Consider the following 24,936-nt stretch of genomic DNA (forward strand, 5'->3'; position numbering starts at 1 on the left):
CTGATTTTGACATAATTAATGGGATTTAAAGAACAAATAGACTATAGCCGCCTGCCAAAGCACATTGCCGTAATCATGGATGGTAATGGAAGATGGGCAAAAGGCCAGGGTAAAGTGCGGGTTTTCGGACATGAACAAGGTGTACTTTCTGTAAAAGACATTGTGGAAGGTTGTGTGGAAGTAGGTATCGAGTACCTCACTTTGTATGCTTTTTCTACAGAAAATTGGAACAGGCCTAAAGAAGAGGTAGATGCATTAATGCAGATTCTGATTTCTACCATCAACAAAGAAACCGAAACACTTAATAAAAACAATATTAAACTGAATGCCATTGGTAATATTGCATCTTTACCTCAAGAATGTATAGATGATTTAAAAGAAGCCATGGAAAAGACTGCCCATAACGAAAAATGTACTTTAACATTAGCGTTGAGCTATAGTGCAAAGTGGGAAATTTTGGAGGCCGCCAAAAAAATTGCATCAGCTGTGAAAGATAATACGATTTCTTTGGATGATATAAACGAAGACCTGTTTTCATCTAAACTAACAACTGTAAATATACCCGATCCTGAACTCATGATCAGGACCAGTGGCGAGCACCGTATCAGCAATTATCTGCTTTGGCAAATGGCTTATACCGAGTTTTATTTTACTGATGTTTTATGGCCGGATTTCAGACGAGAAGATCTTTTCGAGGCTATTGTAGACTATCAAAAACGCGAACGCCGTTTTGGTAAAATTAGCGAACAATTAAACTAATTTTTCTTTTAACACTTTTTAACAAGCGTTTAAACTAACTTAGCACCACTTTTATACGATAAATGAAACCATAATAAGGGAACAACGTAAAGAAATTTTGCTTTATAAAATATCGTTACCTTTTGGCCATTACTGAACAATTAATTTTAATGAAAAGAATATTTCAAGTTTTAATCCTACTAGTTTTAGCCGCTCCGGCCTTCGCTCAAGTACGTCCACAAGGTCAGGCACCGGTAACCCCTTCTTTAAAGGTTGGTGGCTTAGATCTCGATTATTTTAGTCCAAAAGAATATATCATTGGTGGTACCACGGTAACCGGAACCCAATATTTAGACAAAGAAGTATTAATTACCTTATCTAAACTAACTAAAGGCGATAAAATCGTGCTTCCCGGCGAGGCAACTTCTGATGCGATTAAAACGCTTTGGGCGCAGGGATTGTTTGATGATGTTAAACTTAATATCGAAAAGTTTGTTCAGGATTCGGTTTATTTTGAAATTGAAGTAGTTGAGCGCCCGCGTTTAAGTTCTATCGATTTAAAAGGTATCCGTAAATCTGAAAAAACTGCAATTCAAGAAAAGCTAAATGATAAAACAGGTAAAATCGTAAACGATAACCTGTACAACACCACCTCAGCCATTGTTAAAAAATACTTATTGGATAAGGGCTTTTTCTTTACCCAGATCGATTACAAAACACGTAAAGATCCGAATGCAGAAAACAGTGTGGTATTAGAAGCAAATATCGATAAAGGTCACCGTGTTAAAGTACAGCATATCGATTTTACCGGAAACAAAGATTTTAAATCAGCAAAACTCAGAAAATACCTTAAAACCCCTAAACAATTTGCCTGGTGGCGCTTTTGGGGCTCTGGAAAATTCGCGAAAGAGAAATACGAAGAGAACAAGGTGAAAATGATTGCCAAAATGCACGAGAAAGGTTATCGTGATGCCGAATTATTAAAAGATACCATTTACCAGCATAACAAGAAAAAGGTTAACATCAGGATGGACCTTTACGAAGGGAAAAAATATTACTTCGGTAATATTACCTGGGCAGGTAATGCCATTTATCCGGATAGTATTTTGCAAAAAGTATTAACCATCGAAAAAGGTGATGTTTTTAGCGAAGAAAAATTAAATAAAAAATTAAACGGCGGTGGCGAAAACGGTGGCGACATTAACAGTATGTATACCGATAATGGATATTTAACTTTTAATATCGATCCGGTACAGACCAAAATTTATGGCGATACTGTTGATGTGGAATTACGCATGTACGAAGGTCCACAGTATACCAACAACCGCATTACTTTAAAAGGTAATACCATTACAAACGATAAAGTTGTTTTGCGTGAGATCCGTACCAAACCCGGACAGAAATTTAACAAAAGTGATTTGATCCGTACCATCCGCGAAATCGGTCAATTGGGTAACTTCGACGAGTCTAAAACTGTACCTACACCTCGCCCTAACCCGGCAGATGGTACTGTAGATATTGAATATGCTGTAGAAGAGAAACCTTCAGATCAGATTGAGTTATCAGGTGGTTTTGGTGGTGGCCGTATCATTGGTACATTAGGTTTAACCTTCAATAACTTTTCGTTACGTAACTTATTTAATTTAAAAGCTTACAAACCATTGCCAAAAGGTGATGGGCAGAAATTAAGCTTACGTGGACAAACCAACGGTAAATATTACCAATCATATAGTTTCTCCTTCTCTCAACCTTGGTTTGGTGGCGAGAAACCGGTAAGTTTCGGTGTGAGTGCATTTACTTCACTACAATCTAATGGATTAAGTTCAGATAATGCGCAGTTTCAAAAAATACGTTTAAATGGTGTAACGGTTAGTTTAGGTAGAAGATTAAACTGGCCAGATAACTATTTTCAGTTAAGCCATGCGGTTAGTGTACAACAGTACATCTTAAATAACTATTCAGGATATTTATTCAATACGGGTACATCTTACAACATAAGTTTATCACAGGAGATTAGCCGCGATTCAAGAGATTCGCCGATCTTCCCTAAATCTGGATCATTCTTACGTTTCACCGTTCAGGCAACGCCACCATTTTCATTGTTAAATAAAACAAACTATGCAACGGCATCAGATAGAGAGAAATATCGCTTTACTGAATATCATAAATGGAAATTCGATTCACAATGGTACCAACGTGTAGCCGGAAACCTGGTAATCAAAGCGCAGGCCCAGTTTGGTTTCTTGGGGCAATATAACAAAGCAGTTGGCCAATCAGCATTCGAGCGTTTTAAACTTGGTGGTGATGGTATGCAGGGATTCGATTTCTTGCAGGGATCTGAGCTGATCGCGATGCGTGGTTACGCTAACAATGCTGTTATCCCGAATGGATCCGATCCGGCTGTAGCGCAGCAATCAGGTAGCCCAATTTATACCAAATATGTATTAGAGGCACGTTATCCCGTTATTGCAAGCCAACAAGCCACAGCTTTCGTTTTGGCCTTTGCAGAAGCTGGTAACACCTGGAACAGATTTGGTGATTTTAATCCTTTTAACGTTAGAAGATCAGTGGGTGTAGGTGCAAGGATCTTCCTTCCTATATTTGGTTTGTTGGGTATCGATTATGGACATGCGTTTGATACCATACCTGGACTATCAGACGGAGGAAAGCAAAATTTTACATTTAGTATCGCACAACAATTAGGTGGATTTTAATTGATAAAGAACAAAAATTTAACTAATTATGCAATAAATCATTGCAATAGGAGTTTAAAGAAAGCTTAGGTTATTAACTATATCATTAACACACACACAAATGAAGAAGTATCTTTTTATCGCATTCCTACTTTGCACTTCTTTTGGTGCCTTTGCACAGAAGTTTGCTTATGTAGACACGGAGTATATTTTGAAACATTTACCAGAATATAAATCGGCACTAAGTCAATTAGATGTTGCCTCTAAACAATGGCAGCAACAGGTGGACCAGAATTTTTCTGAAATAGACAGGATGTACAAGGCTTATCAGGCCGATCAGGTTTTGTTAACCGATGATATGCGCAAGCGCCGTGAAAACGAGATTATAGAAAAAGAAAAACAGGCTAAAGAATTTCAACGTTCTAAGTTTGGGCCAGATGGGGATCTTTTTCAAAGCAGGGTAAAATTAATTAAACCCATTCAGGATAAAGTAGCCGAGGCGATTAAACAGATTGCAAAATCTAAATATTTAGACTTCATTTTCGACAAGAGCAGTGAAGCAACAATGATGATTTATGCGAGTAGCAGTTACGATGTTAGTAATGACGTAATTGTAAAATTAGGTTATAAACCAGGGACTGTAAATAATTAGTATATTCGCCCCTGATTTTTGAAGAAAAACAATTAGAAAAAAATAAAAAAGTAAAATAAAACGATGAGAAAGTTAATTAACGTATTCTTTGTAGCAGCAGGGTTATTGTTTACAGCGAATATGGCAAGTGCACAACAAAAATTGGGTCACATTAATTCTGAAGAGGTATTTGCAAATTTACCAGAGGCTAAAACAGCTCAAACTACTTTAGAAACCTTAGGTAAACAAAAGCAAGCCGATATTGATGCAATGATCAAAGAATATCAAAGTAAAATGGCTGCAGCAGAAGCTAAGCAAAAAACTTTGAGTGAGGCTAACAAAGAAACAGTAGGTAAAGAATTACAAGCTGCGGGTCAAGAATTACAGGATTTAGAAAAACGCATTACTGATGCGCGTACTAAAGCGTCGCAAGATATAGGTACTAAACAAGGTGAATTATTCCAACCTATCCAGGCTAAAGTTGCAACTGCAATTTCTGCTGTAGCTAAAGAAAAAGGTTTAGCTTACGTTTTCGATATCGCAAACGGACAAGGTGGTAACAATTTAGTTTTCTGGGATGGTGGTGATGATATTACTGCTTCAGTAAAAACTAAATTAGGAATCACTGCAACTGCTGCAAAACCAGCAGCACCTAAAAAGTAGTTCTGAGTCGGAAGTTCGGAGTTCAAAATCTCCTTACCAATTCAAAATATAAGGCGGAATTAAGTTTAACTTAGTTTCGCTTTTTGTTTTAGGATTTTCGTCATGCTGTCCCGAGTTTCGGGATCAGCATCTTTGATGTCTAACTTCAGCGCAGCAGATCCTGAAACAAGTTCAGGAAGACGACCGTTTTAAAGATTTAACTTTTCAATATTTATCTATAACTTTCCAACACAATGCAGGCTTCGCCAATAGGTATTTTCGATTCAGGTTACGGTGGTTTAACAGTTTTCCGGTCTATTGCCGATAAATTGCCCGATTACAATTATATCTATTTGGGCGATAATGCCCGTTCGCCCTATGGCGACCATTCTTTCGAGACCATTTATAAATATACTTTAGAATGCGTAGAATGGCTTTTTGCTAAAGGATGCCATTTGGTTATTCTTGCCTGTAATACGGCGTCAGCTAAAGCGCTTAGAACGATCCAGCAAATAGATCTTCCTGCTAAATATCCCGGTAGAAGAGTGCTTGGCGTAATCAGGCCCACAGCTGAGGTAATTGATGGTTATACGAGCACTAAATCGGTAGGGGTAATGGGGACCAGAGGTACAGTTAATTCTCAATCTTATCTTTTAGAGATCAATAAATTTTTTCCTGAGATTAAGGTTTACCAGCAAAGCTGCCCGATGTGGGTTCCACTGATTGAAAATAACGAACACTTACAATCTGGCGCTGACTTTTTTATCAATGAATATTGTGATCAGTTATTGAGCCAATCGGCAGCTATCGATTGCGTGCTATTGGCTTGTACACACTATCCTTTATTAATGCCTAAACTGAAGAAGGTATTCCCCGACCATATAAGCGTTTTAACGCAAGGCGAGATTGTATCCCGCAGTTTAGCTGATTATTTAAAGAGACACCCTGAGATGGAAGAAAAACTAGCTAAACAGGGCGAAAGGTATTTCTATACTAGCGGTGATCCTGCAGCTTTTGATGAACACGCCTCTATTTTTTTCGGAGAGCCGTTGAAATCAGATAGAATGATTGTTTAACTGTAAACTGAACCCTGGTTAATTGTTTGAATTGGTTAACTGGAAATTGCGCATTGAAAATTGTTAATTCCTGATCTGCGTCCTGCTGAACTTCTTTCAGTATCTATTCTGTTGATAAAAATCTTTAAATTGATTTGTTGCCAGTACAGATGGACGGTTCAGTAATCTTTCTCTTTTGCATTAGTAACTGTAAAACGCAAACCGTTGATATATGAAATTAATTGAATAGCGCGATCTCTGTAGGTAATTCAAGTAAGTGTGTATAATTTACACTAACTAAGCTGGCTATTTGAACATATTGGAATTAATTAGAAGGGGCGATTGGAGTTAGAGATAGATTAGTCGCACTTTTAGTTCATCTGTCAGCCTAAACTCATCATAATAAAAGAAAACATTTTTCTTTAGGTTGTAACGAGTTAAAAGGATAACTTTGCGGCTTCAAACCCACACAATGAGTGATCAGATAAAACACGAATGCGGAATCGCTTTTATTCGCCTGTTAAAACCACTTTCTTACTACCAGCAAAAGTACGGTACAGCACTTTACGGCCTTAACAAATTATACCTTTTAATGGAAAAACAGCATAACCGGGGCCAGGATGGCGCAGGTATTGCCACCATTAAGCTGGATATGAAACCGGGCAGTAGGTACATCAGCCGATACCGGAGCATGGCATCTAATGCGGTAGCTGATATCTTCGAATATGTGCAGAACAAATTTGTCGATATCCAAGAAAACACGCCTGAATTAATGCAGGATACAGAATGGCTCAAAAACAACGTAAGCTTTATCGGCGAGGTGTTAATGGGCCATTTGCGTTATGGTACGCATGGTAAAAACAGCATCGAAAATTGCCACCCTTTTTTAAGGCAAAACAACTGGATGACACGTAACCTGGTAATTGCAGGTAACTTCAACATGACGAATGTTGATGAATTATTGGAGCAATTGTACGAGTTAGGTCAGCATCCAAAAGAAAAAGCAGATACCGTTACGGTATTAGAAAAAATCGGGCACTTTTTAGATGATGAAAACCAGGAGCTTTTCGATCAGTACAAAAAAGAAGGGCATGATAACATTGCGATTACACACAAAATATCTGATAATTTAGATATTGCAAATATCCTTCGCCGTTCGGCCAAAACATGGGATGGAGGTTATTCGATCTGTGGTATGGTGGGTAATGGCGATTCGTTCATTATGCGCGATCCGGCAGGTATCCGTCCGGCGTATTATTACTATGATGATGAGATTGTTGTAGCGGCATCTGAAAGGCCTGCTTTACAAACTGCATTTAATATCCAGTTCAAAGATGTTAAAGAGATCGATCCTGGGCATGCTTTAATTATCAAGAAAAACGGTGAGGTGAGCATGGAGCAGTTCCGCGAGCCAACCGAAAGATTGTCGTGCTCTTTCGAACGTATTTATTTCTCAAAAGGAAGTGATGTAGAGATTTACCGCGAACGTAAACAGCTTGGTCGCTTATTAAGCGATAAAATCCTTCAGGCCGTTAATTACGATCTAAAAAATACAGTATTCTCATTTATCCCAAATACGGCAGAAGTAGCCTTTTTTGGAATGGTTGATGGTGTTCAGCAATATGTGCGCAGGCACCAGAAAGATATACTTTTACATAAAAAAGAAACATTAACAGATCAGCAGCTTGAAGACCTGTTATCTTTAGCGCCCCGTGTAGAAAAGCTTGCGGTTAAGGATGTAAAACTGAGAACTTTTATTACTCAGGACGCAGACCGTAGCGAAATGGTAGCACATGTTTACGATACTACCTATGGTATTATCAATAACCACCAGGATACTTTAGTGGCACTTGATGATTCGATTGTGCGTGGTACAACTTTAAAGCAGAGTATCATTAAAATTGTTGACCGCTTACACCCTAAGAAAATCATTATTGTTTCTTCTGCACCTCAGATCCGTTACCCTGATTGTTATGGTATCGATATGAGCAGGATGGGGCAGTTCGTGGCTTTCGATGCAGCTATTCAGTTGTTAACGGAGCGCGGTATGTGGCAGGTGATCGAAGACGTTTACACGAAATGTAAAGCTTCGTTGCTTTTACCTAAAGAGGAAATTGTAAACCACGTTAAGGAAATTTATAAACCGTTTACGCCTGAAGAAATTTCGGCTAAAATTGCACAGATTATTACGCCAAAAGGTACTGTTGCTGAGGTTGAAGTAATTTATCAAAGTTTAGAGAACTTGCACGAAGCTTGTCCGAAAAACAAAGGTGACTGGTATTTCTCAGGAAATTATCCTACCCCGGGGGGTAATAAAGTGGTAAATAAAGCTTTCGTTAACTGGAAAGAAGGAAATAACCAAAGGGCTTATTAGGTCCTAATTCCCTAAAGGGTACTTGAATAATAAATAGCTCATATTTTATATGGGCTATTTTTTTTGTTTTTTACCACTGAGAACAACGAGTTTGCACAGAGAAAAGAAGAGTTCCGAGCCCCTGTTTAGCGCTGAGCACGAAGACACAAATTGTAGCTTCCTATGCAGAGAAGAGTCCTTCGACTCCGCTCAAGGTGACCATCAAAAAAGGTAACAATCTTTTCCTACCTAAACCTGACATTCGCGGAAAGCCCGGAACCCGATCCTTTATCGGGTGAGGACTTGCAGCATTGGCAGGACTAACGTTTAATAGCAGCAATGCACCTGCTTTCCAAAAAAACAGAAAACTGGTTTAGTGATTTTTGTTTGCCCTTCGACTCCGCTCAGGATGACCGTAAGATTGAGTACGATCTTCCCTAATCTAAACCTGACATTCGCGGAAAGCCCGGAACCCGATCCTTTATCGGGTGAGGACTTGCAGCATTGGCAGGACTAACGTTTAATAGCAGCACTGTCCCTGCTTTTCAAAAAAAACTGCTAGTAATTTTTGTCGGCCCCTCGACTCCGCTCAGGGTGACAAAACGTGAGGAAATTTCCGTGTGTTCTGTGTTTCCGTGGCTAATAATAAGATGTGTATGCTGCGATTTTCTTTATAATCTTTGTGGTAAAAACCTATACGTAGAACTTCAGGTAAGTTTTAACGATGAGCCAAATGGCAAAAAAGATGATAACCACACCTGCGATTTTATTCAGTTTTTTAAGCGCGTCTTCTTTTATTTTATAACGGAGTTTACTCGAGTAGAAACTCTTTGCACCATCTATACTCAATTGGGTAGCCATGGCAATAAAAAAGCAGACTAGCTTTTCGTTCAGCATGTTATTCAATTTAACCGAGATGATCCCGCTTACAATAATCCAGAACATTAAGGTAGAGGGGGTAAGGATGCACATTAAAAAACCTTTTATTACATAGCCACGTTTACTTACTTTTTGAAGCGTTGAACTATTATAGTGCACCGTTATTTTAGAAACCAGGTAATATATACCTACGGCTAACAAGAATAGGCCCCCAATGGTGCCTACATATTTATCAAATTCTGCTTTATAATCAAAAAACTGGCTGCCAAAAAGAACCAGGCCAATTAAGACCACATCACTAATAATTACGCCAACAGCTAAAGAAAACCCAGCTTTGAAGCCCCTCTCTATGCTGGTTTTAATCATTGCAAAAAATACCGGCCCTGTTAAAAACGACGAAATAATCCCTGCTCCTATACCTAGTAATATGGCTTCAAACATGCATTGTATTGTTTATAATATGCGAATATGCAACTTTATACCTAAACATTTAACATTTATTTTTGTTGCATAGGTTGCATAAAATTTACTGGTTTTCATTTTTTTTTATTTATGTTTAGAGCCACTAAAACTAGATTTAAAAAATGAGTTCAGAACAAACACAAACCAAGTGGGGGCAGTTTATTCCTTTGGTTACGGTATTCTTTTTCTGGGGCTTTGTAGCCGCCAGTAATGATATTTTAATACCGGTATTTAAAAAAGCTTTTGATTTATCGCAAGCCGAAAGTCAATTGGTTTCATTGGCATTTTATATTGCTTATACAGTGGGTGCTTTAATTTATAACGGTATTTCTGTTATAATAGGACAAGATATTGTAAACAAATTGGGTTATAAAAATTCGCTTGCGCTTGGTCTGGTTATTTCGGCACTTGGAACCTTATTGTTTTATCCTGCAGCAAACATGCATTCGTTTCCTTTAATGCTTTCAGGCTTATTTATTGTGGCATTAGGTTTCTCCTTACAGCAGACTGTTGCAAATCCATTAGCTATTGCATTAGGGCCAATTAAAACAGGTTCGCAACGTTTAACGCTTGCCGGTGGTATTAATAACTTTGGTACAACCATTGGACCACTTATTGTAAGTTTCGCTATTTTTGGTTCTGCGGCAAATGCAACTACAAATATTAGTATAGAAAGCGTTAAAATTCCATATCTAATTTTGGGAGTTGCTTTTATTGCCGTTGCTGTTTTCTTAAAAATGTCATCGTTGCCTGATCGACCTGCTTTGGTTGAAGCTGTGGTTGAGGATACTAAATCGATTAAGGGATCTGCTTTGCAATATCCGCAATTGGTTTTGGGTATGATTGCCATATTTGTTTATGTGGGTGTTGAGGTATCTACCGCAAGTAATCTACCGGCTTATATGGAGAAAGATTTAGGCTTTGCCATTAAAGATATCGCACCTTATATCTCTTTATATTGGGCCAGTATGATGATCGGTCGTTGGACAGGTGCTGTTGAAGCTTTTACTGATAATATCAGCACACAAAAAGTATTACGTTTTATTGCACCATATTTAGCTTTTGGTATTTTCTTAGCTGTAAATGCTATAGCAAAACATGATCTTGCTCCATTTTATGTATACGGTTTGATTATATTGGTGTTAATTGCTGCTGATATGGCGAGTAAAGGTAACCCGGCCCGCATGTTGCTAATCTTTTCGGCAATAGGTATTACTGCGTTGTTAATCGGAATGTTTACTAAAGGAATGGTAAGTGTTTATGCCATTACCAGTGTAGGTTTATTCTGTAGCACTTTATGGCCTTGTATTTTTACCTTGGCAGTAAGCGGTTTAGGTAAACACACCAGTCAGGGAAGTAGCTTCTTAATTATGATGATTATGGGCGGTGGTATTATTAGTTGGGCACAAGGTGCTGTATCAGAATTTACAGGTATTCAATACAGTTATGTTGTAGGGATTATCTGTTTTGCTTACTTGGCATTCTATGCCTGGAAAGTAGCTGGAATATTAAGATCACAAGGAATAAACTTTGATCAAAAAATTTCTGGCGGACATTAATTTTTAATAAAGTAATTTTGCAGCCACAGAGATTTAGTTCTTTGTGGCTTTTTTGATTTTTATAATGGCAGATAAACCAAGTTTCGATTCGATATTTATGAACCTTGCCACCGATTTGGCAGCCCGTTCGCATTGCGTGCGTGCCCATGTAGGTGCAGTGTTAACAAAGGATACCCGTATTATTTCTATCGGCTACAATGGCCCACCAGCTGGTACCCACAATTGCGACGAGGAATGGCCTGAGCATGGCTGTGCGCGTGATAGTAAGGGAAGCTGTTCTTTAGCCTTACACGCTGAGGAGAATGCAATTCTGTATGCTTCTAAAAACGGTTCGAAAATAGAAGGCTGTACTTTATATACCACCTTATCGCCCTGTATTGCCTGCGCCCGCTTGATTTTGTCATCAGGAATTAAATTGGTTTATTATTCTAAATCGTATGCAGCTTACAAAGGTTTGCCTAGCGATGAAGGAGTAGACTTTTTACGGAAATTTGGGGTTGAGGTGGTTTTGATAGAATCGTAAAGGTTCAGTGGTTCATTTGTCATTGGTGACTGCAAGTTGTAAATCAGCTCACCAATTTTATATCTAAAACATAACTCGGTTTATCTTGACAACTTGACAAGTTTTGTTTATATTTGATTATAAATCTATTAGCTATGAAAACAATGTCTGTTGGAGAATTTAAAGCTCACTTTTCTGAAGTACTTGAAGATGTTAAGGCAGGTATTGGTATTGCCGTAACTTATGGAAGAAAAAAAGAGGTTATTGGGTATTTTGTTCCTGATTTGGAAGAAAACAATAAAGAGCGTAAAATAGGTATGCTTGACGGGAAAGCCGAAATAATATTTAAAGATGATTTCAAAATTACTGAAGAGGAATTCTTAGGCATATGATTTACCTCTTAGATACCCATGTACTAGTTTGGTCATTAATGTATTCATCCAAGCTTTCGAATGTCTGCTTGGAAATTTTAAAGAACAAAAAAAATACAATTCTAGTGAGTACGATAAGTTTTTGGGAAATATCTTTGAAACATTCAATCAATAAACTGGATATTTTGAGAATCATACCGGAGGCTTTGCCTGAACTCGCAATCGAGGCCGGTTACGAACTTTTACCCCTTTTACCAAATGATGTGGCTAATTACCATCACTTAAATGCGAACTGGCACAGAGATCCTTTTGATAGGATGTTAATATGGCAGGCTATTCAGAAAGATATAACTTTAATCAGTAAAGACGAAGACATTAATAAATACCGATCAGCGGGATTAAAGGTTGTTTGGTGATTATTGTTCAATGGTTCATTTGTCATTAGTTCATTGGTGACGATAAGTAGTTTACTGGTTAATTGTTTAAATCAGTTAATCAACTTCGGACTTTTTAGTTATACTGGTTAATCGGTTAACTGTTTGAAGCGGTTAATTGACTCCAAACTGGCTTCGGACTCCTGACTGCCGACTCCGGACTTTTTTAAGCTAAAAATCTCAAATCTCCGGCTTCAAATATCATATCTAATTGGTACCTTTGCGGATGCAAGAAAAAATCATTATCGTCGATTTTGGTTCGCAATTTACACAACTCATCGCTCGTAGGGTTCGCGAACTAAATATTTACTGTGAAATATATCCATACAACAATCTTCCTGAGGTTACGCCTGATGTAAAAGGAGTTATTTTTTCGGGTAGTCCATTCTCCGTTCGTCAGGAAGATGCACCTCAGATCGATTTATCGAAATACCATTTAAAATTTCCTTTATTGGCTGTTTGTTATGGTGCACAATATATTGCCCAACATTCTGGCGGTGCAGTTCAGCCATCTTCAACACGCGAATATGGTCGTGCTAACCTGAATTTTGTAAACCAGGAGAATAAATTATTTAAAGGCATTAACATCGGTTCACAAGTTTGGATGAGCCATGGTGATACCATTACCGATATTCCAGAAAATTTTGAGCTGATTGCCAGTACTGATAGCGTAAAAGTCGCAGCTTACCATATTAAAGATTCAGATACTTATGCCATCCAGTTTCACCCTGAGGTAACGCATAGTATTGATGGGAAAATCCTTTTAGAAAACTTCTTGGTTGATATTTGCGGATGTAGCCAGGACTGGACTTCTGCTGCTTTTGTTGAAACCACAATTGCCGATATTAAAGCTACTGTAGGTAACGATAAAGTTGTTTTGGCACTTTCAGGTGGTGTTGATAGTAGTGTTGCTGCGGTACTTTTACATAAAGCCATCGGTACAAACCTTCACTGTATATTTGTTGATAATGGTTTATTGCGTAAAAACGAATATGAAAGTGTTTTAGAACAGTATAAAGATTTTGGCTTAAATATTAAAGGCGTTGATGCTAAAGATAAATTCTTGGGCCAATTGGCCGGGGTAGAAGATCCGGAAACAAAACGTAAAATTATTGGCCGTGTATTTATCGAAGTTTTCGACGAAGAATCTCACCTGATCCAGGATGTAAAGTGGTTGGCCCAAGGTACAATCTATCCTGATATTATTGAATCAGTTTCGGTTAAAGGGCCGTCGGCAACCATAAAATCGCACCATAATGTAGGTGGTTTGCCAGATTTTATGAAACTTAAAGTAGTAGAGCCACTTAAAACTTTGTTTAAAGATGAAGTAAGAAGAGTAGGCACCACTTTAGGGTTAGAATCGTTTATTTTAGGCCGTCACCCATTTCCAGGCCCAGGCCTGGGTATCCGCATTATCGGAGAAGTTACTCCAGAAAAAGTAGCCATTTTACAAGATGCCGATAAAATTTATATCGACAATTTAAAAGAAGCAGGCCTTTACGATAAAGTATGGCAGGCAGGCGCTATTTTCTTACCGGTAAGATCTGTAGGAGTGATGGGCGATGAGCGTACTTACGAAAATGTAATTGCATTAAGAGCAGTTGAATCACTTGATGGGATGACTGCAGATTGGTGCCATTTACCTTATCCGGTATTGGCTAAAATCTCAAACGAAATCATCAATAAAGTTAAAGGGATCAATAGAGTGGTATACGATATCAGCTCTAAACCACCTGCAACTATCGAGTGGGAATAGTTTTTAGTTCAGAGTCCTGAGTCATTAGTCGGGAGTCGATATACAAATAATATGCTTATGCTAGCAAGGTGGAATAAACTTTGCTAGCATATTTTGTTAAAAATGATAGGTATGAATTTCAAGAAGGTTTATTGGTTGCTGGTTTTGTTTGCGGTAGTTTTGGGTGCTTGTTCGCCTAAAATCAGGACACCCAAGCCTGAAACGGAAAAACCGGTTGAAAAAGAAAAGCCAACAGATAAAAAGCCTATCAAAAAGTTTTCGCAGGCAAGTGTTTCCTTACTTGTTCCCTTTAAATTGGATGAGCTGAATTTAAAAACAGCAACAAAAGCCGATATAGAAAAATATGCTATGCCTATCGATTTTTATCAGGGCTTTAAATTGGGATTGGATTCTGCCGCGGCTCAGGGTTTAAATTTTAAACTCAATGTTTTCGATACACAGGATGATAATGCACATATATCGGTTTTGTACAAAAATGAGCGTTTTAAACAAAGCAATTTAATTATTGGCCCTGTTTTTCCTGATGGGTTAAAGTTTATCTCCAATTATGCCAAAGAAAACAATGCAATCATCGTATCTCCTTTGGCTGCTTCCGAACCTGCAGAATTTAATAATCCAAATCTGGTGTCCATTGTAAATAATATTGGTTTACATGGAAAAAAGATAGCCACATACATTGCTAAAAATTATAATCCTGCCAATACTATAGTGGTACTGATTAACCCAAAGAAAACAGAAGACGAACAATTTGCAGCGCCAATAAGGAACTATTTTCAAGCCAGTACCAAGTTTGTGGTACAGGAGTATGCTTCGGCCTATGCTTTTGAAACAAAAATGATCAAAGGCAAAGAATATGCAGTGGTGCTTACCTCATCCGACAGGACTTTTGTATTGCCAACAGTAGAAAAACTGTATAAATTAAAGCATCTACCCACTGGTGGTTATAGCATTAATCTATTTGGTCATCCTAATTGGGTAAAACAGAATTATCCCACTGATAAATTACAAGACCTAAATACCATTATCAGCTCATCTTATAAAATAGACTATAAAAACAGTACAGTTGTTACCTTTATTAAAAAATATCGCTATAGGTATGGATTTGAGCCTGGAGAATACGCCTTTAAAGGCTTTGATGTTGGCTATTATTTCGGTAAACTGTTAACTACTTATGGAGAGGATTATAGAGATTATCTGGTAAAAGATAAATATAAAGGCCTCCATAATAACTTTTCATTTATCCATGATGAAAAATTAGGCTATATTAACACCAGTTTAATGTTACTGAAGTTTAAAAACTTTGCGTTAAACCTAGTTGAGTAATTCTATAATTTTTTCTTCCATTTTAATTATTGCATGAGAGCAGATCATCAGTTAAGAGCCTTTGAACAGATTTTGAGTAATTATGATGGAAGTTTGCCCTTGCATCGTTTTCTACCAACCTATTTTAAGCAGCATAAGCAAATGGGTTCATCCGATAGGAGATGGGCTACACGTCATATGTATAGCTTTTTTAGATTAGGTAAGGCTTTATCGGCACTTCCGCAGGAAGAACGTTTAAGTATTGCCGATTTCTTATGCCACGATACACTTAGCCTTATTGTAGAGAAAAATCTGCCGGAATTAAAGGAAAGTATTATACTGCCGCTGGGAGAAAAAATATCCATCATTAAAACCAGGTATCCGGATTTTGATTTGCAGGAGGTATATCCGTTTCACGAAAATCTATCTGATGGATTAGACCGGGAAGCGTTTTGTACCTCATTCTTCAAACAGCCAGATCTCTTTATCAGGGTAGGAGGAGAAGAATCTGTAGCTATTATTGCAAAATTAGAAGATGAAAACATTGCGGTTAAAGCGATTTCTGATACTGCTCTGGCTTTGCCTAATGGAACCAAGTTAGAAACCATATTAAAAGAAGGCAGTTATCAGGTTCAGGATTTATCTTCTCAGCACACAGGCAGTTATTTTAAACCGAACAAATGGGATAAATGGTGGGATTGCTGCGCGGCATCTGGTGGGAAAACGCTGCTGTTGCACAGTTTGGAGCCTGTGATTGAGCTTTTGGTTTCTGATCTGAGAGAAAGTGTACTCTTAAATTTAGATGAACGTTTCCGCTTAGCCGGGATCAAAAAGTACCATAAAAAGGAACTGGATCTTTTACAGAACAACGATCAGGTTTTACACCACTATCAATTTGACGGGATCATTTTGGATGCGCCCTGCACTGGTTCTGGAACATGGGGCAGAACACCCGAAATGCTTACATTTTTCGAGGAACGGAAAATTAATCAATTTGCCAGCATCCAGAAGGGGATTGTCCAAAATATTGTAAAGTATTTAAAGCCAGGTAAGCCCTTAATTTACATTACTTGCTCTGCCTTTGCCGAAGAAAACGAAGCCATTGTTCAGCATATGATTGATCAGTTGCCATTAGAACTGGAAAAAATGGAATTGATAAAGGGTTATGAAAACAATGCCGATACGATGTTTGTGGCGAGGTTGATTAAGAAGAGCCAGGATTAAACTACTTGTATCGTCACCCTGAATTTATTTCAGGGTCTTAACATATAGATGCTGAAATAAATTCAGCATGACGCTCACTTAAAGCGACATTACGTATGTTCAAACCAGGATTTGAAATTCTTTTTAAAGTATTTTACCGCTTCGATTAAAACGGCTATTGCTCCAATAATTAAGGTATATTCTTCAAAGCTGTTCATGATGTAAGCTTTATGTTTAGATGGATATACGTAATTATTGTTACAGATTGATTGGAGGATTGTCATTTTGATGAGTACTTTTCTACGTTCGTCGTCTTGCTGAACTTGTTTCAGCATCTTTTTTGATTATTGGACCCTGAAATAAATTCAGGGTGACGAATCTTTGAAATGATACCTATAGTCCCGTATTATTTCTGAACAATTTAATCGCTATAGCCAATAAAATTACCCCAAAGGCTTTACGTAAGATGTTCAAGCCCGATTTTCCAAAAAGTTTTTCAAGTCTGTTGGTATTTTTCAATACAAAGTATACAAACAACATATTGAGTATAATGCCCACTAAAATATTCTGGGTATGATATTCTGTTTTTAGCGAAAGTAGGGTAGTCATTGTTCCTGCTCCGGCAATTAAAGGGAAAGCCAACGGAACGATGGAGACTGTTTCTGGTGCTTCTTCTTTAAAAATCGTTAATCCCAATACCATTTCCATAGCGATAAAAAAGATCACGAAAGAACCCGCAATAGCGAAAGATTCTACATCTAATCCGATTACTTTTAATAACGATTCGCCAACAAATAAAAAGAGGATCATTAAGCCTGTAGCAACTAAAGATGCTTTTTCTGATTCGATATGACCTGCTTTTCTACGTAATTCGATTACAACGGGAATGGCGCCCAAAATATCGATAATAGCGAAGAGCACCATCGTTGTGGATAGGATCTGGCTTAAGTTGAACGTCATAAAATCGAATTTCATAGCAGCGCAATTTTAAGCAAAGGTAGCGGAATTTGTATCAATTCCTCCATTGTACTGTTATTTATTAGAAATAGAACTGTGTTCTTAACGTGAGCACATTGTCTTTTCTATCAGCAGTATAACCCTGAATTTGGGTCGATTCGTTTTTAATGATATCATAATAAAGTACAGCCTTAAAATGTGGATTAAAATGATGTAAAAAACCAAATCCAAAAGTATCAAAACGAACATCCGCTGGAGAAAGCCCCTGAGTATTTGAAATATCAAGCCCTTTTACCTTTGAATTTGGATCATACCAATCGTATTTTAAAATAAGCTGATTGTCGGTGCTATTCAAGGTTTGTACAAATGTAACGTAAGCACCATTGAAGGTTCGGGTATAATAAGGCAAGGCTATCGATTTGCTATCAACAGGATAAGAGCCAGGTGTGGTTGAGGTAGTTGAAGTGCCTGTTTGTAAGCCAGACACCACTTCTGCCCTCAATTCAGATTTCCAGCTTTTGGTTTTTGTAGCCAGCTGAATATCGGCACCATAATATCTCCTTGGAGCAACCTTATTGATGGTATTGGCCGACGAATCCTTCATCATTCTCCATTGGTTGTCGATTCTATCCATCTTATAACTTACGGGCAAGCGATGGTTTAAGCCGCCTTGTAGCGTACTTATACCGCCCGCAATGGTGAAATTTTTAAAGGCATAGGTTTTATGGCTTAACCTGAAGATAAAATCTTTACTATTATCAAATTCTCCAGCGCCGGCTAAGCCTTGTCCGTTGTAAATACCAAAATCGAATACAAAGTTTTTCAACCGGGCATCTTTCCAACGAGGATTTAGGGTAAACGTAGCCCCCAGATCTCGTTCTGTTTTCATTAAAATCTGCGACATCCGGCCACGCTCCGGCGCTTCCCTTACTGAAGAAGATAATTGCAGTTCGTTCCCAAACGGACGGCCAGAAAGCCCTAAAGTAACCGCCAGTATTTTCCATTTATTTTCGTAATAACGTCCCCAAAAATCACGAATGGCAACACCTTGTTCAGTACCGTCAAACTGAAGTACAAAATAGGTAGAAGGACTGCCATCATCTGTTAACATCATATAATCGGCCCTTAAACGACCTCTTCTCAACCTAAACCGGTTATTGGTAAACTCGCCAAAATTTCCGCCTTGGTATTCTGCCTGTGCACCATTTGCTTGCGCAACCTGGAATTGAGGCTGCAGGTACCCGCTAAAAGATAATGAACCATATTTCTTAGAAATAATGAGCAAATGGTTAACCGTGGTAGAATCCATTACATCGTTAATTGTTCTCTGCGCATATCCTGCAGCGGAAATGAATAGCAAAACAATCGTTAAGAAGAAATAAGTGATCTTAAATTTAGCAAAATAGCGGTACATGTTATCAATTTTTTGCAAAGGTAGTTTTATTAACAATTATTTAACATAAAAAAGCCCCGACTTTTCGGTCGAGGCTTTTGTTTTTTTGAAAAATGTAATTTATTTAACGTCTTTCAAATGAGAATTCTTTTTACTGTATCCAAAGTAAATGATAAATCCTAATGCTAACCAGCCAAATAATCTTAACCAGTTTGTCCAGCCTAAACCAAGGATCATTAAACCGCAGGCAACAACACCCAAAATCGGAATTAAAGGTACCCAAGGTGTTCTAAACTGACGAGGAAGATCTGGATCTGTTTTTCTTAAGATGATTACCGCTATACAAACCAACATAAATGCGAATAACGTACCGATACTAGTCATATCGCCCACTACATCGCCTGGGATAAATGCAGCAAATAAACCTACAATTACCAAGATCACTAAGTTTGCTTTATAAGGTGTTTTAAATTTAGGGTGTAAATCACTGAACATTTTAGGTAATAAACCATCTTTACTCATCGAATAAAATACACGGCTTTGGCCTAATAACATCACCAAGATTACAGAAGAGAAACCGGCTAAAATTGCTACTGTTACTAATTTAGATAACCATGAGTATCCGGTCATATATTCGCTAATTGCAGCTACCACAGATGCTTCACCACCTTTAGTTCTGAAAAACTCAACTGGTGCAATTCCCGTTAAAACGTGTGCGAATAATATGTATAATACAGTACAAACTGCTAACGATCCTAAAATACCAATTGGCATTGCTGTTTTAGGATTTTTAGTTTCCTGAGCGGCAGTACTTACAGCATCAAAACCGATAAAGGCAAAGAATACCGTTCCGGCAGCGCCAATAACGCCCCAGAAACCACCAAAACTATGGCTAATACCTGCATGATCTACATATGTGGTAGCAGCCGGAATGTATGGATGGTGATTTGCTTCGTGGATGAAGCCCCAACCTAAAACAATGATTAAGATAACAATACCCACTTTGGTAATTACGATTAAACCGTTTACAAAAGCAGATTCTGAAGTTCCTTTAATTAAAAGTAAACTTAACAAGCCTACTATAAACAAGGCAGGAAGATTCATAATTCCATTTACGGTACCATCTGGATGCGATTGGAAAGGCGAGTGGCACCACTCGTAGGGTATGGGTGAGGTATGTAATACTTCTACCAATAGTTTATTCAGATATTCGCTCCAGGCTATACCTACAGTAGCGGCACCTACAGCATATTCTAACACTAAATCCCATCCAATAACCCAAGCCATTAGCTCGCCCATAGTAGCATAAGTATAAGTATATGCACTACCAGAGATTGGAATAGAAGAAGAGAGCTCGGCATAACATAAACCTGCCAAAGCACAGCCTATCGCAGCTATTATAAAACCGATTGTAACTGATGGTCCAGCATTTTGAGCGGCTGCAGCAGCAGTACGAACAAATAGCCCGGCACCAATAATAGCCCCTACACCTAATGCAACTAATGCACCTGCACTAAGTGTGCGCTTTAAGCCTTTGCTTGAATCACCTGCTTCTTCAAGCAATAGATGCATTGGCTTTTTAGTAAATAAACCCATATTATAGTTTTTGTTTAGATTAATTCAGCTCCAAACGTAATTAAAAATTACGGAAATGTAAAAGGGATTTTGGTTAAAAAATCCCTTTAGCTATTATTTTATCAATGTTTTTACAACTAACGCCTTAAAGTGTCGGTGGTATTGGTTAAAGTATCCGTAATTACGTTACCTAAACTATCGGTTTTTTGCTCAATTCTGATTTCTTTTCGAACTTCTTGCTTATGTTCGCTGGCAATTGCCTTAACTGCGATGTATGGAGCAATAACTAGTGAAACAATAGACATTAATTTGATTAAAATGTTCATTGAAGGACCCGAGGTATCTTTAAAAGGATCGCCTACAGTATCCCCTGTTACTGAAGCCTTATGTGGTTCTGATTTTTTGTAGTGCATTTCACCATTGATCATTACACCTTGTTCGAATGATTTTTTGGCGTTATCCCATGCGCCACCTGCGTTGCTTTGGAAAATCCCCATCAATACACCGGTAACGGTTACGCCGGCCAATAATCCACCTAAAACTTCAGGACCAAAAGTAAAACCAACAATTATCGGCGTGATTAAGGCGATAGCACCGGGCATCATCATTTCACGGATAGATGCTTTGGTTGAAATGGCTACACATTTTTCGTACTCTGGTTTGGCTTTGTACTCCATAATGCCAGGAATTTCCCTAAACTGGCGACGAACTTCCTGAACCATATCCATTGCCGCTTTACCCACCGCCTGGATGCAAAGGGCCGAGAAAATGAAAGGAATCATCCCGCCAACAAATAATCCTGCTAATACTGGCGCTTTATATATATCTATCGCCGTAATACCTGCAATGCCTACAAAAGCTGCAAATAATGCTAAAGAGGTTAAGGCTGCAGATGCAATGGCAAATCCTTTACCGGTAGCTGCAGTGGTATTTCCAACAGCGTCTAAATTATCGGTACGTTCGCGTACTTCTGGAGGTAACTGACTCATTTCTGCAATACCGCCCGCATTATCAGCAATTGGTCCGAAAGCATCAATGGCCAATTGCATAGCTGTAGTGGCCATCATACCTGCTGCTGCAATAGCTACACCATATAAACCAGCAAAGTGGTACGATAACATAATCCCGCCTGCTAAAACCAAAATTGGAATAACAGTCGATTTCATTCCGACAGCTAAACCTGCAATAATATTGGTGGCATGTCCGGTTGATGATTGTTGGATAATAGAATTTACAGGGCCTTTGCCCATTGCGGTAAAATATTCGGTAACAATACTCATAATTGTACCCACTACTAAACCAACAATAATGGCATAAAACACATTAATACTAGAGAACTCATACCCACGTAAGTTTAATGTTTCGGGTAACATCCATTTTACGATAAAGAACGAAGCTACTGCTGTAATCAAAATTGATGACCAGTTACCTAGATTTAAAGCCGTCTGAACATTTGATTTATCATCTTTAATGGTTACAAACCAGGTACCTACAATCGAGAATAAAATACCCAATCCGCAGATTACCATAGGCAAAAGGATGGGAGACATACCCCCGAATTTATCAGTTACTGTAATTTCTTGTCCTAAAACCATGGTGGCTAATATCGTTGCTACATATGAGCCAAATAAATCGGCACCCATACCTGCAACATCACCCACGTTATCGCCTACATTATCGGCAATGGTTGCAGGGTTACGTACATCATCTTCAGGAATTCCGGCTTCTACTTTACCCACTAAATCGGCACCAACATCAGCAGCTTTGGTATAAATACCCCCACCAACGCGGGCAAATAAGGCAATAGATTCGGCACCCAAAGAAAATCCGGTTAAAACCTCAATAGCAGTTCTCATTTCGGTGCTATTGGCGCTGGTTACATGGAATACCTGTAAAAAAACAATAAATAAACCGCCTAAACCTAAAACAGCAAGGCCAGCTACGCCTAAGCCCATTACGGTACCGCCAGTAAACGAAACTTTTAATGCTTGTTTTAAACTTGTTCTAGCAGCCTGTGTGGTTCTAACATTTGCTTTTGTGGCCGATTTCATTCCGATATAACCCGCAGTTGCAGAAAATACCGCTCCTATAATAAAAGAAATAGAGATAATCCAGCTCGAATGCATAGGTACCCCTTTAATTTCGGTAATTGTTCCTGAGTAGGCTAGGAGCGCAGCCGTAAAAACAGCGAAAATGCTCAATACCCTCCATTCGGCTTTTAAAAAGGCCATAGCTCCATCGGCTATATAGCCCGCAAGTTCCTGCATGTTTTTATCACCTGCATCTTGCTTGTTTACCCAGGCGCTTTTAATCATCATAACTATAATCCCGACAAGGCCTAGCGCCGGAATACAGTAAATTAAATTGTTTTGTAAAAAATCCATAGTTAATAATTGGTTTTATATTTGGTTAGTTGTTTATGTTGTTGTGTAACTGGTTAACTGTTTAAATTGGTCAATTGTTTAATCTATTTCAAACGTTCAGCGCCAAACGCTTCTCTCCAAACTACGTACTTATATCTAGCAAGATAATAAAATATTTTTCTTGTGATTAAATTTTTCATTGTCAAGTAGAATAAAATTTCGCTCAATTAAAATAATACAAGCGAAGTACTCCTATTTTCTTTTTTTTAAATAAATTAGCCACAAACTAAACCAAACTAAAAATGAATATTGAAAAAGAAGATGGACCTTCTAAAAGAAAATTAAGCCTTTTTGATGCTACCATGCTGGTAATGGGTTCGATGATCGGAAGCGGTATCTTTATTGTTAGTGCCGACATCATGCGGAATTTAGGTTCCGGTTATTGGCTGATTGTGGTTTGGGTGATCACTGGGGTGATGACAGTTGCCGCCGCAATTTCTTATGGAGAACTTTCTTCCATGTTTCCCAAAGCTGGTGGGCAATACACTTACCTGAAAGAGATTTTCGGTAAAATGATGGGATTTCTTTACGGTTGGGGCTTGTTTACCGTAATTCAAACCGGCACTATTGCAGCTGTTGCTGTTGCTTTTGGTAAATTTACGGCCTATTTAATACCAGCTTTAAACGATGCTGCTCCAATTTTTCAGAGTGGCGGTTATAAAATTACCTGGATACAGATTTTAGCCATCGGTGTGATTCTGCTTTTAACTTATATTAATACAAAAGGTGTTGAAGGCGGTAAAATTTTGCAGAACATTTTTACTGGTTCTAAAATTGTCGCTTTAATCGGCTTAATTATTTTAGGCTTTCTTTTGGTGAAAAACAGTTTTTGGGCCGGAAATATGAGCTTTGGCTGGGATGCTTTCAATAATCTTAAAACAGATCCAAGCGGCAATTTCTTGAAATCGGGATGGGAATCCATTTCCGGAATGGCAATAATGGGGGGGATTGCAGCTGCCATGGTTGGTTCGGTATTTTCGAGTGTGGCCTGGGAAAACGTAACTTTTGTCTCGGGAGAAATCGAAAACCCTAAAAAAAATGTTGTACGTTCTATGGTTTTAGGTACTTCAGCAGTGATGATTCTTTATTTATTGGTCAATTTTATCTATCTCAATACCCTAAACAGAGAGAGTATTGCATTTGCCCTCAATGATCGGGTTGCTGTTGCAGCCTCAGAACAGATTTTTGGTAGTGGAATCGGCACAATTGTAATTGCATTGTTGGTAATGATTTCTACTTTCGGTTGTGTTAATGGAATCGTATTGGCAGGTGCAAGGGTTTTTCAAACCATGGCAAAAGATGGAATGTTTTTTAAAGCAGCATTAAAAAACAATAAAAATGGAGTTCCTGAAAGATCACTTTGGATGCAGGGCATTTGGGCATCTGCTTTATGTTTAAGTGGGCAATATGGTAATCTTTTAGATATGATATCCTTTGTTATCGTGCTATTTTATATGATTACTGTTTTTGGTGTTATTTATTTAAGGATAAAACAACCTGGTCTTGAAAGGCCTTACAAAACCTGGTTATATCCAGTTACACCGATTATTTACTTATTGATAGGAGCGGCATTTTGTATTTTGCTGCTCATTTATAAACAGCAGTATACCTGGCCGGGGCTTGTGATTGTTTTGCTGGGAGTGCCTGTTTACTTTTTTATTAATAAAAAAGAGCAGCAAGATTAACCAGAGGCGTCCTGCTGAACTTGTTTCAGCATCTTACTGGTAGGATAGATCCTGAAACAAATTCAGGATGACGAAATGAGATGAGAATTTACCATGAAACCTCGCAGGCTTTTAAAAACTGCGAGGTTTTTTGCTTCTCAAATCTCATATCTAACCGCTTCAAATCCCATTTTTACATTTTGAAAAGCAGGGTTCTGTTTCAATCGGTTCCGAAAGCCCCGTTATCCACTTTACTTCTCCCGATAGAAAAATCGGGATCGTGTTCGCTGCTACCGGGTTTAGCTAAGTTAAACCTGTGCTTAAACTCAGTTTTCCAAACCCGA

Annotated in this window: 20 protein-coding genes; 14 read left to right on the forward strand and 6 right to left on the reverse strand. The window is 38.2% G+C overall.

Features of this window, described 5'->3' with window-relative positions:
- Window positions 1-18 precede the first annotated feature (18 nt).
- The 6 genes from AC1DNH_RS16470 to AC1DNH_RS16495 all read left to right on the forward strand — a co-directional run bounded on the left by AC1DNH_RS16470 (window position 19) and on the right by AC1DNH_RS16495 (window position 8,133).
- The gene (locus AC1DNH_RS16470) at window positions 19-759 is read left to right on the forward strand and encodes an isoprenyl transferase (RefSeq protein WP_029274091.1); all 741 of its coding nucleotides are present in this window, start codon (window positions 19-21) and stop codon (window positions 757-759) included.
- 149 nt (window positions 760-908) lie between these two features.
- Window positions 909-3,452 carry an outer membrane protein assembly factor BamA gene (gene bamA / locus AC1DNH_RS16475; RefSeq protein WP_215131232.1) on the forward strand — a complete coding sequence of 848 codons (2,544 nt, stop codon included), beginning with the start codon at window positions 909-911 and terminating at the stop codon, window positions 3,450-3,452.
- Between the two features lie 100 nt (window positions 3,453-3,552).
- A complete protein-coding gene (locus AC1DNH_RS16480; RefSeq protein WP_121283542.1) occupies window positions 3,553-4,083 on the forward strand; it encodes an OmpH/Skp family outer membrane protein in 531 nt (176 codons plus the stop codon).
- A 63-nt stretch (window positions 4,084-4,146) separates the two neighbouring features.
- Window positions 4,147-4,725, forward strand: coding sequence for an OmpH/Skp family outer membrane protein (locus tag AC1DNH_RS16485; protein ID WP_057932778.1), 579 nt, complete (start codon window positions 4,147-4,149; stop codon window positions 4,723-4,725).
- 233 nt (window positions 4,726-4,958) lie between these two features.
- Window positions 4,959-5,780, forward strand: a complete 822-nt coding sequence (murI, locus tag AC1DNH_RS16490) for a glutamate racemase (RefSeq protein ID WP_477579612.1) — start codon at window positions 4,959-4,961, stop codon at window positions 5,778-5,780.
- 451 nt (window positions 5,781-6,231) lie between these two features.
- Window positions 6,232-8,133, forward strand: coding sequence for an amidophosphoribosyltransferase (locus AC1DNH_RS16495; protein ID WP_029274096.1), 1,902 nt, complete (start codon window positions 6,232-6,234; stop codon window positions 8,131-8,133).
- A 672-nt stretch (window positions 8,134-8,805) separates the two neighbouring features.
- Here AC1DNH_RS16495 and AC1DNH_RS16500 read toward each other — a convergent pair.
- Entirely contained in the window at window positions 8,806-9,432 is a 627-nt protein-coding gene (locus AC1DNH_RS16500) for a LysE family translocator (protein ID WP_477579608.1), read from the reverse strand.
- Between the two features lie 143 nt (window positions 9,433-9,575).
- Between AC1DNH_RS16500 and AC1DNH_RS16505 the strand changes: the two genes are divergently transcribed.
- The 7 genes from AC1DNH_RS16505 (at window position 9,576) to AC1DNH_RS16535 (ending at window position 16,601) form a co-directional block, all read left to right on the forward strand.
- Window positions 9,576-11,012, forward strand: coding sequence for an MFS transporter (locus AC1DNH_RS16505; RefSeq protein ID WP_215131225.1), 1,437 nt, complete (start codon window positions 9,576-9,578; stop codon window positions 11,010-11,012).
- Window positions 11,013-11,076: 64 nt separating this feature from the next.
- Window positions 11,077-11,535 carry a deoxycytidylate deaminase gene (locus AC1DNH_RS16510; protein ID WP_138818054.1) on the forward strand — a complete coding sequence of 153 codons (459 nt, stop codon included), beginning with the start codon at window positions 11,077-11,079 and terminating at the stop codon, window positions 11,533-11,535.
- Between the two features lie 134 nt (window positions 11,536-11,669).
- A complete protein-coding gene (locus AC1DNH_RS16515) occupies window positions 11,670-11,906 on the forward strand; it encodes a type II toxin-antitoxin system Phd/YefM family antitoxin (RefSeq protein ID WP_477579606.1) in 237 nt (78 codons plus the stop codon).
- A complete protein-coding gene (locus AC1DNH_RS16520; protein WP_477579604.1) occupies window positions 11,903-12,301 on the forward strand; it encodes a type II toxin-antitoxin system VapC family toxin in 399 nt (132 codons plus the stop codon). The genes AC1DNH_RS16515 and AC1DNH_RS16520 overlap by 4 nt, the downstream gene beginning before the upstream one ends.
- A 244-nt stretch (window positions 12,302-12,545) precedes the next feature.
- Window positions 12,546-14,075, forward strand: a complete 1,530-nt coding sequence (guaA, locus tag AC1DNH_RS16525) for a glutamine-hydrolyzing GMP synthase (protein WP_230151643.1) — start codon at window positions 12,546-12,548, stop codon at window positions 14,073-14,075.
- A gap of 111 nt (window positions 14,076-14,186) precedes the next feature.
- Window positions 14,187-15,398: an ABC transporter substrate-binding protein gene (locus AC1DNH_RS16530; protein WP_477579600.1), complete on the forward strand. Its 1,212-nt coding sequence runs from the start codon at window positions 14,187-14,189 to the stop codon at window positions 15,396-15,398.
- Between the two features lie 33 nt (window positions 15,399-15,431).
- Window positions 15,432-16,601, forward strand: coding sequence for an RsmB/NOP family class I SAM-dependent RNA methyltransferase (locus AC1DNH_RS16535; protein WP_477579599.1), 1,170 nt, complete (start codon window positions 15,432-15,434; stop codon window positions 16,599-16,601).
- A gap of 89 nt (window positions 16,602-16,690) precedes the next feature.
- Here AC1DNH_RS16535 and AC1DNH_RS16540 read toward each other — a convergent pair whose 3' ends face one another.
- The 5 genes from AC1DNH_RS16540 to AC1DNH_RS16560 all read right to left on the reverse strand — a co-directional run bounded on the left by AC1DNH_RS16540 (window position 16,691) and on the right by AC1DNH_RS16560 (window position 22,889).
- The gene (locus AC1DNH_RS16540) at window positions 16,691-16,915 is read right to left on the reverse strand and encodes a hypothetical protein (protein ID WP_477579597.1); all 225 of its coding nucleotides are present in this window, start codon (window positions 16,913-16,915) and stop codon (window positions 16,691-16,693) included.
- A 58-nt stretch (window positions 16,916-16,973) separates the two neighbouring features.
- A complete protein-coding gene (locus tag AC1DNH_RS16545) occupies window positions 16,974-17,540 on the reverse strand; it encodes a MarC family protein (protein ID WP_029274105.1) in 567 nt (188 codons plus the stop codon).
- A 79-nt stretch (window positions 17,541-17,619) separates the two neighbouring features.
- Window positions 17,620-18,951, reverse strand: coding sequence for a porin (locus tag AC1DNH_RS16550; protein ID WP_477579595.1), 1,332 nt, complete (start codon window positions 18,949-18,951; stop codon window positions 17,620-17,622).
- Between the two features lie 99 nt (window positions 18,952-19,050).
- On the reverse strand, window positions 19,051-20,526 hold the full coding sequence (locus AC1DNH_RS16555) for an amino acid permease (RefSeq protein WP_477579594.1): 1,476 nt from the start codon (window positions 20,524-20,526) through the stop codon (window positions 19,051-19,053).
- A 116-nt stretch (window positions 20,527-20,642) separates the two neighbouring features.
- A complete protein-coding gene (locus AC1DNH_RS16560) occupies window positions 20,643-22,889 on the reverse strand; it encodes a sodium-translocating pyrophosphatase (RefSeq protein WP_477608069.1) in 2,247 nt (748 codons plus the stop codon).
- A gap of 281 nt (window positions 22,890-23,170) precedes the next feature.
- On the opposite strand from AC1DNH_RS16560, the gene AC1DNH_RS16565 reads away from it, so the two are divergent.
- A complete protein-coding gene (locus AC1DNH_RS16565; RefSeq protein ID WP_477579592.1) occupies window positions 23,171-24,613 on the forward strand; it encodes an APC family permease in 1,443 nt (480 codons plus the stop codon).
- Window positions 24,614-24,936 lie beyond the last annotated feature (323 nt).

It is taken from the genome of Pedobacter sp. 01N310, from assembly GCF_056399805.1.

What these genes read in the sequence shown, in the direction of transcription:
- AC1DNH_RS16470 (WP_029274091.1), top strand. Translation starts at nt 19, where the DNA reads ATGGGATTTAAAGAACAAATAGACTATAGCCGCCTGCCAAAGCACATT.
- bamA (WP_215131232.1), top strand. Translation starts at nt 909, where the DNA reads ATGAAAAGAATATTTCAAGTTTTAATCCTACTAGTTTTAGCCGCTCCG.
- AC1DNH_RS16480 (WP_121283542.1), top strand. Translation starts at nt 3,553, where the DNA reads ATGAAGAAGTATCTTTTTATCGCATTCCTACTTTGCACTTCTTTTGGT.
- AC1DNH_RS16485 (WP_057932778.1), top strand. Translation starts at nt 4,147, where the DNA reads ATGAGAAAGTTAATTAACGTATTCTTTGTAGCAGCAGGGTTATTGTTT.
- murI (WP_477579612.1), top strand. Translation starts at nt 4,959, where the DNA reads ATGCAGGCTTCGCCAATAGGTATTTTCGATTCAGGTTACGGTGGTTTA.
- AC1DNH_RS16495 (WP_029274096.1), top strand. Translation starts at nt 6,232, where the DNA reads ATGAGTGATCAGATAAAACACGAATGCGGAATCGCTTTTATTCGCCTG.
- AC1DNH_RS16500 (WP_477579608.1), bottom strand. Translation starts at nt 9,432, where the DNA reads ATGTTTGAAGCCATATTACTAGGTATAGGAGCAGGGATTATTTCGTCG.
- AC1DNH_RS16505 (WP_215131225.1), top strand. Translation starts at nt 9,576, where the DNA reads ATGAGTTCAGAACAAACACAAACCAAGTGGGGGCAGTTTATTCCTTTG.
- AC1DNH_RS16510 (WP_138818054.1), top strand. Translation starts at nt 11,077, where the DNA reads ATGGCAGATAAACCAAGTTTCGATTCGATATTTATGAACCTTGCCACC.
- AC1DNH_RS16515 (WP_477579606.1), top strand. Translation starts at nt 11,670, where the DNA reads ATGAAAACAATGTCTGTTGGAGAATTTAAAGCTCACTTTTCTGAAGTA.
- AC1DNH_RS16520 (WP_477579604.1), top strand. Translation starts at nt 11,903, where the DNA reads ATGATTTACCTCTTAGATACCCATGTACTAGTTTGGTCATTAATGTAT.
- guaA (WP_230151643.1), top strand. Translation starts at nt 12,546, where the DNA reads ATGCAAGAAAAAATCATTATCGTCGATTTTGGTTCGCAATTTACACAA.
- AC1DNH_RS16530 (WP_477579600.1), top strand. Translation starts at nt 14,187, where the DNA reads ATGAATTTCAAGAAGGTTTATTGGTTGCTGGTTTTGTTTGCGGTAGTT.
- AC1DNH_RS16535 (WP_477579599.1), top strand. Translation starts at nt 15,432, where the DNA reads ATGAGAGCAGATCATCAGTTAAGAGCCTTTGAACAGATTTTGAGTAAT.
- AC1DNH_RS16540 (WP_477579597.1), bottom strand. Translation starts at nt 16,915, where the DNA reads ATGCTGAAACAAGTTCAGCAAGACGACGAACGTAGAAAAGTACTCATC.
- AC1DNH_RS16545 (WP_029274105.1), bottom strand. Translation starts at nt 17,540, where the DNA reads ATGACGTTCAACTTAAGCCAGATCCTATCCACAACGATGGTGCTCTTC.
- AC1DNH_RS16550 (WP_477579595.1), bottom strand. Translation starts at nt 18,951, where the DNA reads ATGTACCGCTATTTTGCTAAATTTAAGATCACTTATTTCTTCTTAACG.
- AC1DNH_RS16555 (WP_477579594.1), bottom strand. Translation starts at nt 20,526, where the DNA reads ATGGGTTTATTTACTAAAAAGCCAATGCATCTATTGCTTGAAGAAGCA.
- AC1DNH_RS16560 (WP_477608069.1), bottom strand. Translation starts at nt 22,889, where the DNA reads ATGGATTTTTTACAAAACAATTTAATTTACTGTATTCCGGCGCTAGGC.
- AC1DNH_RS16565 (WP_477579592.1), top strand. Translation starts at nt 23,171, where the DNA reads ATGAATATTGAAAAAGAAGATGGACCTTCTAAAAGAAAATTAAGCCTT.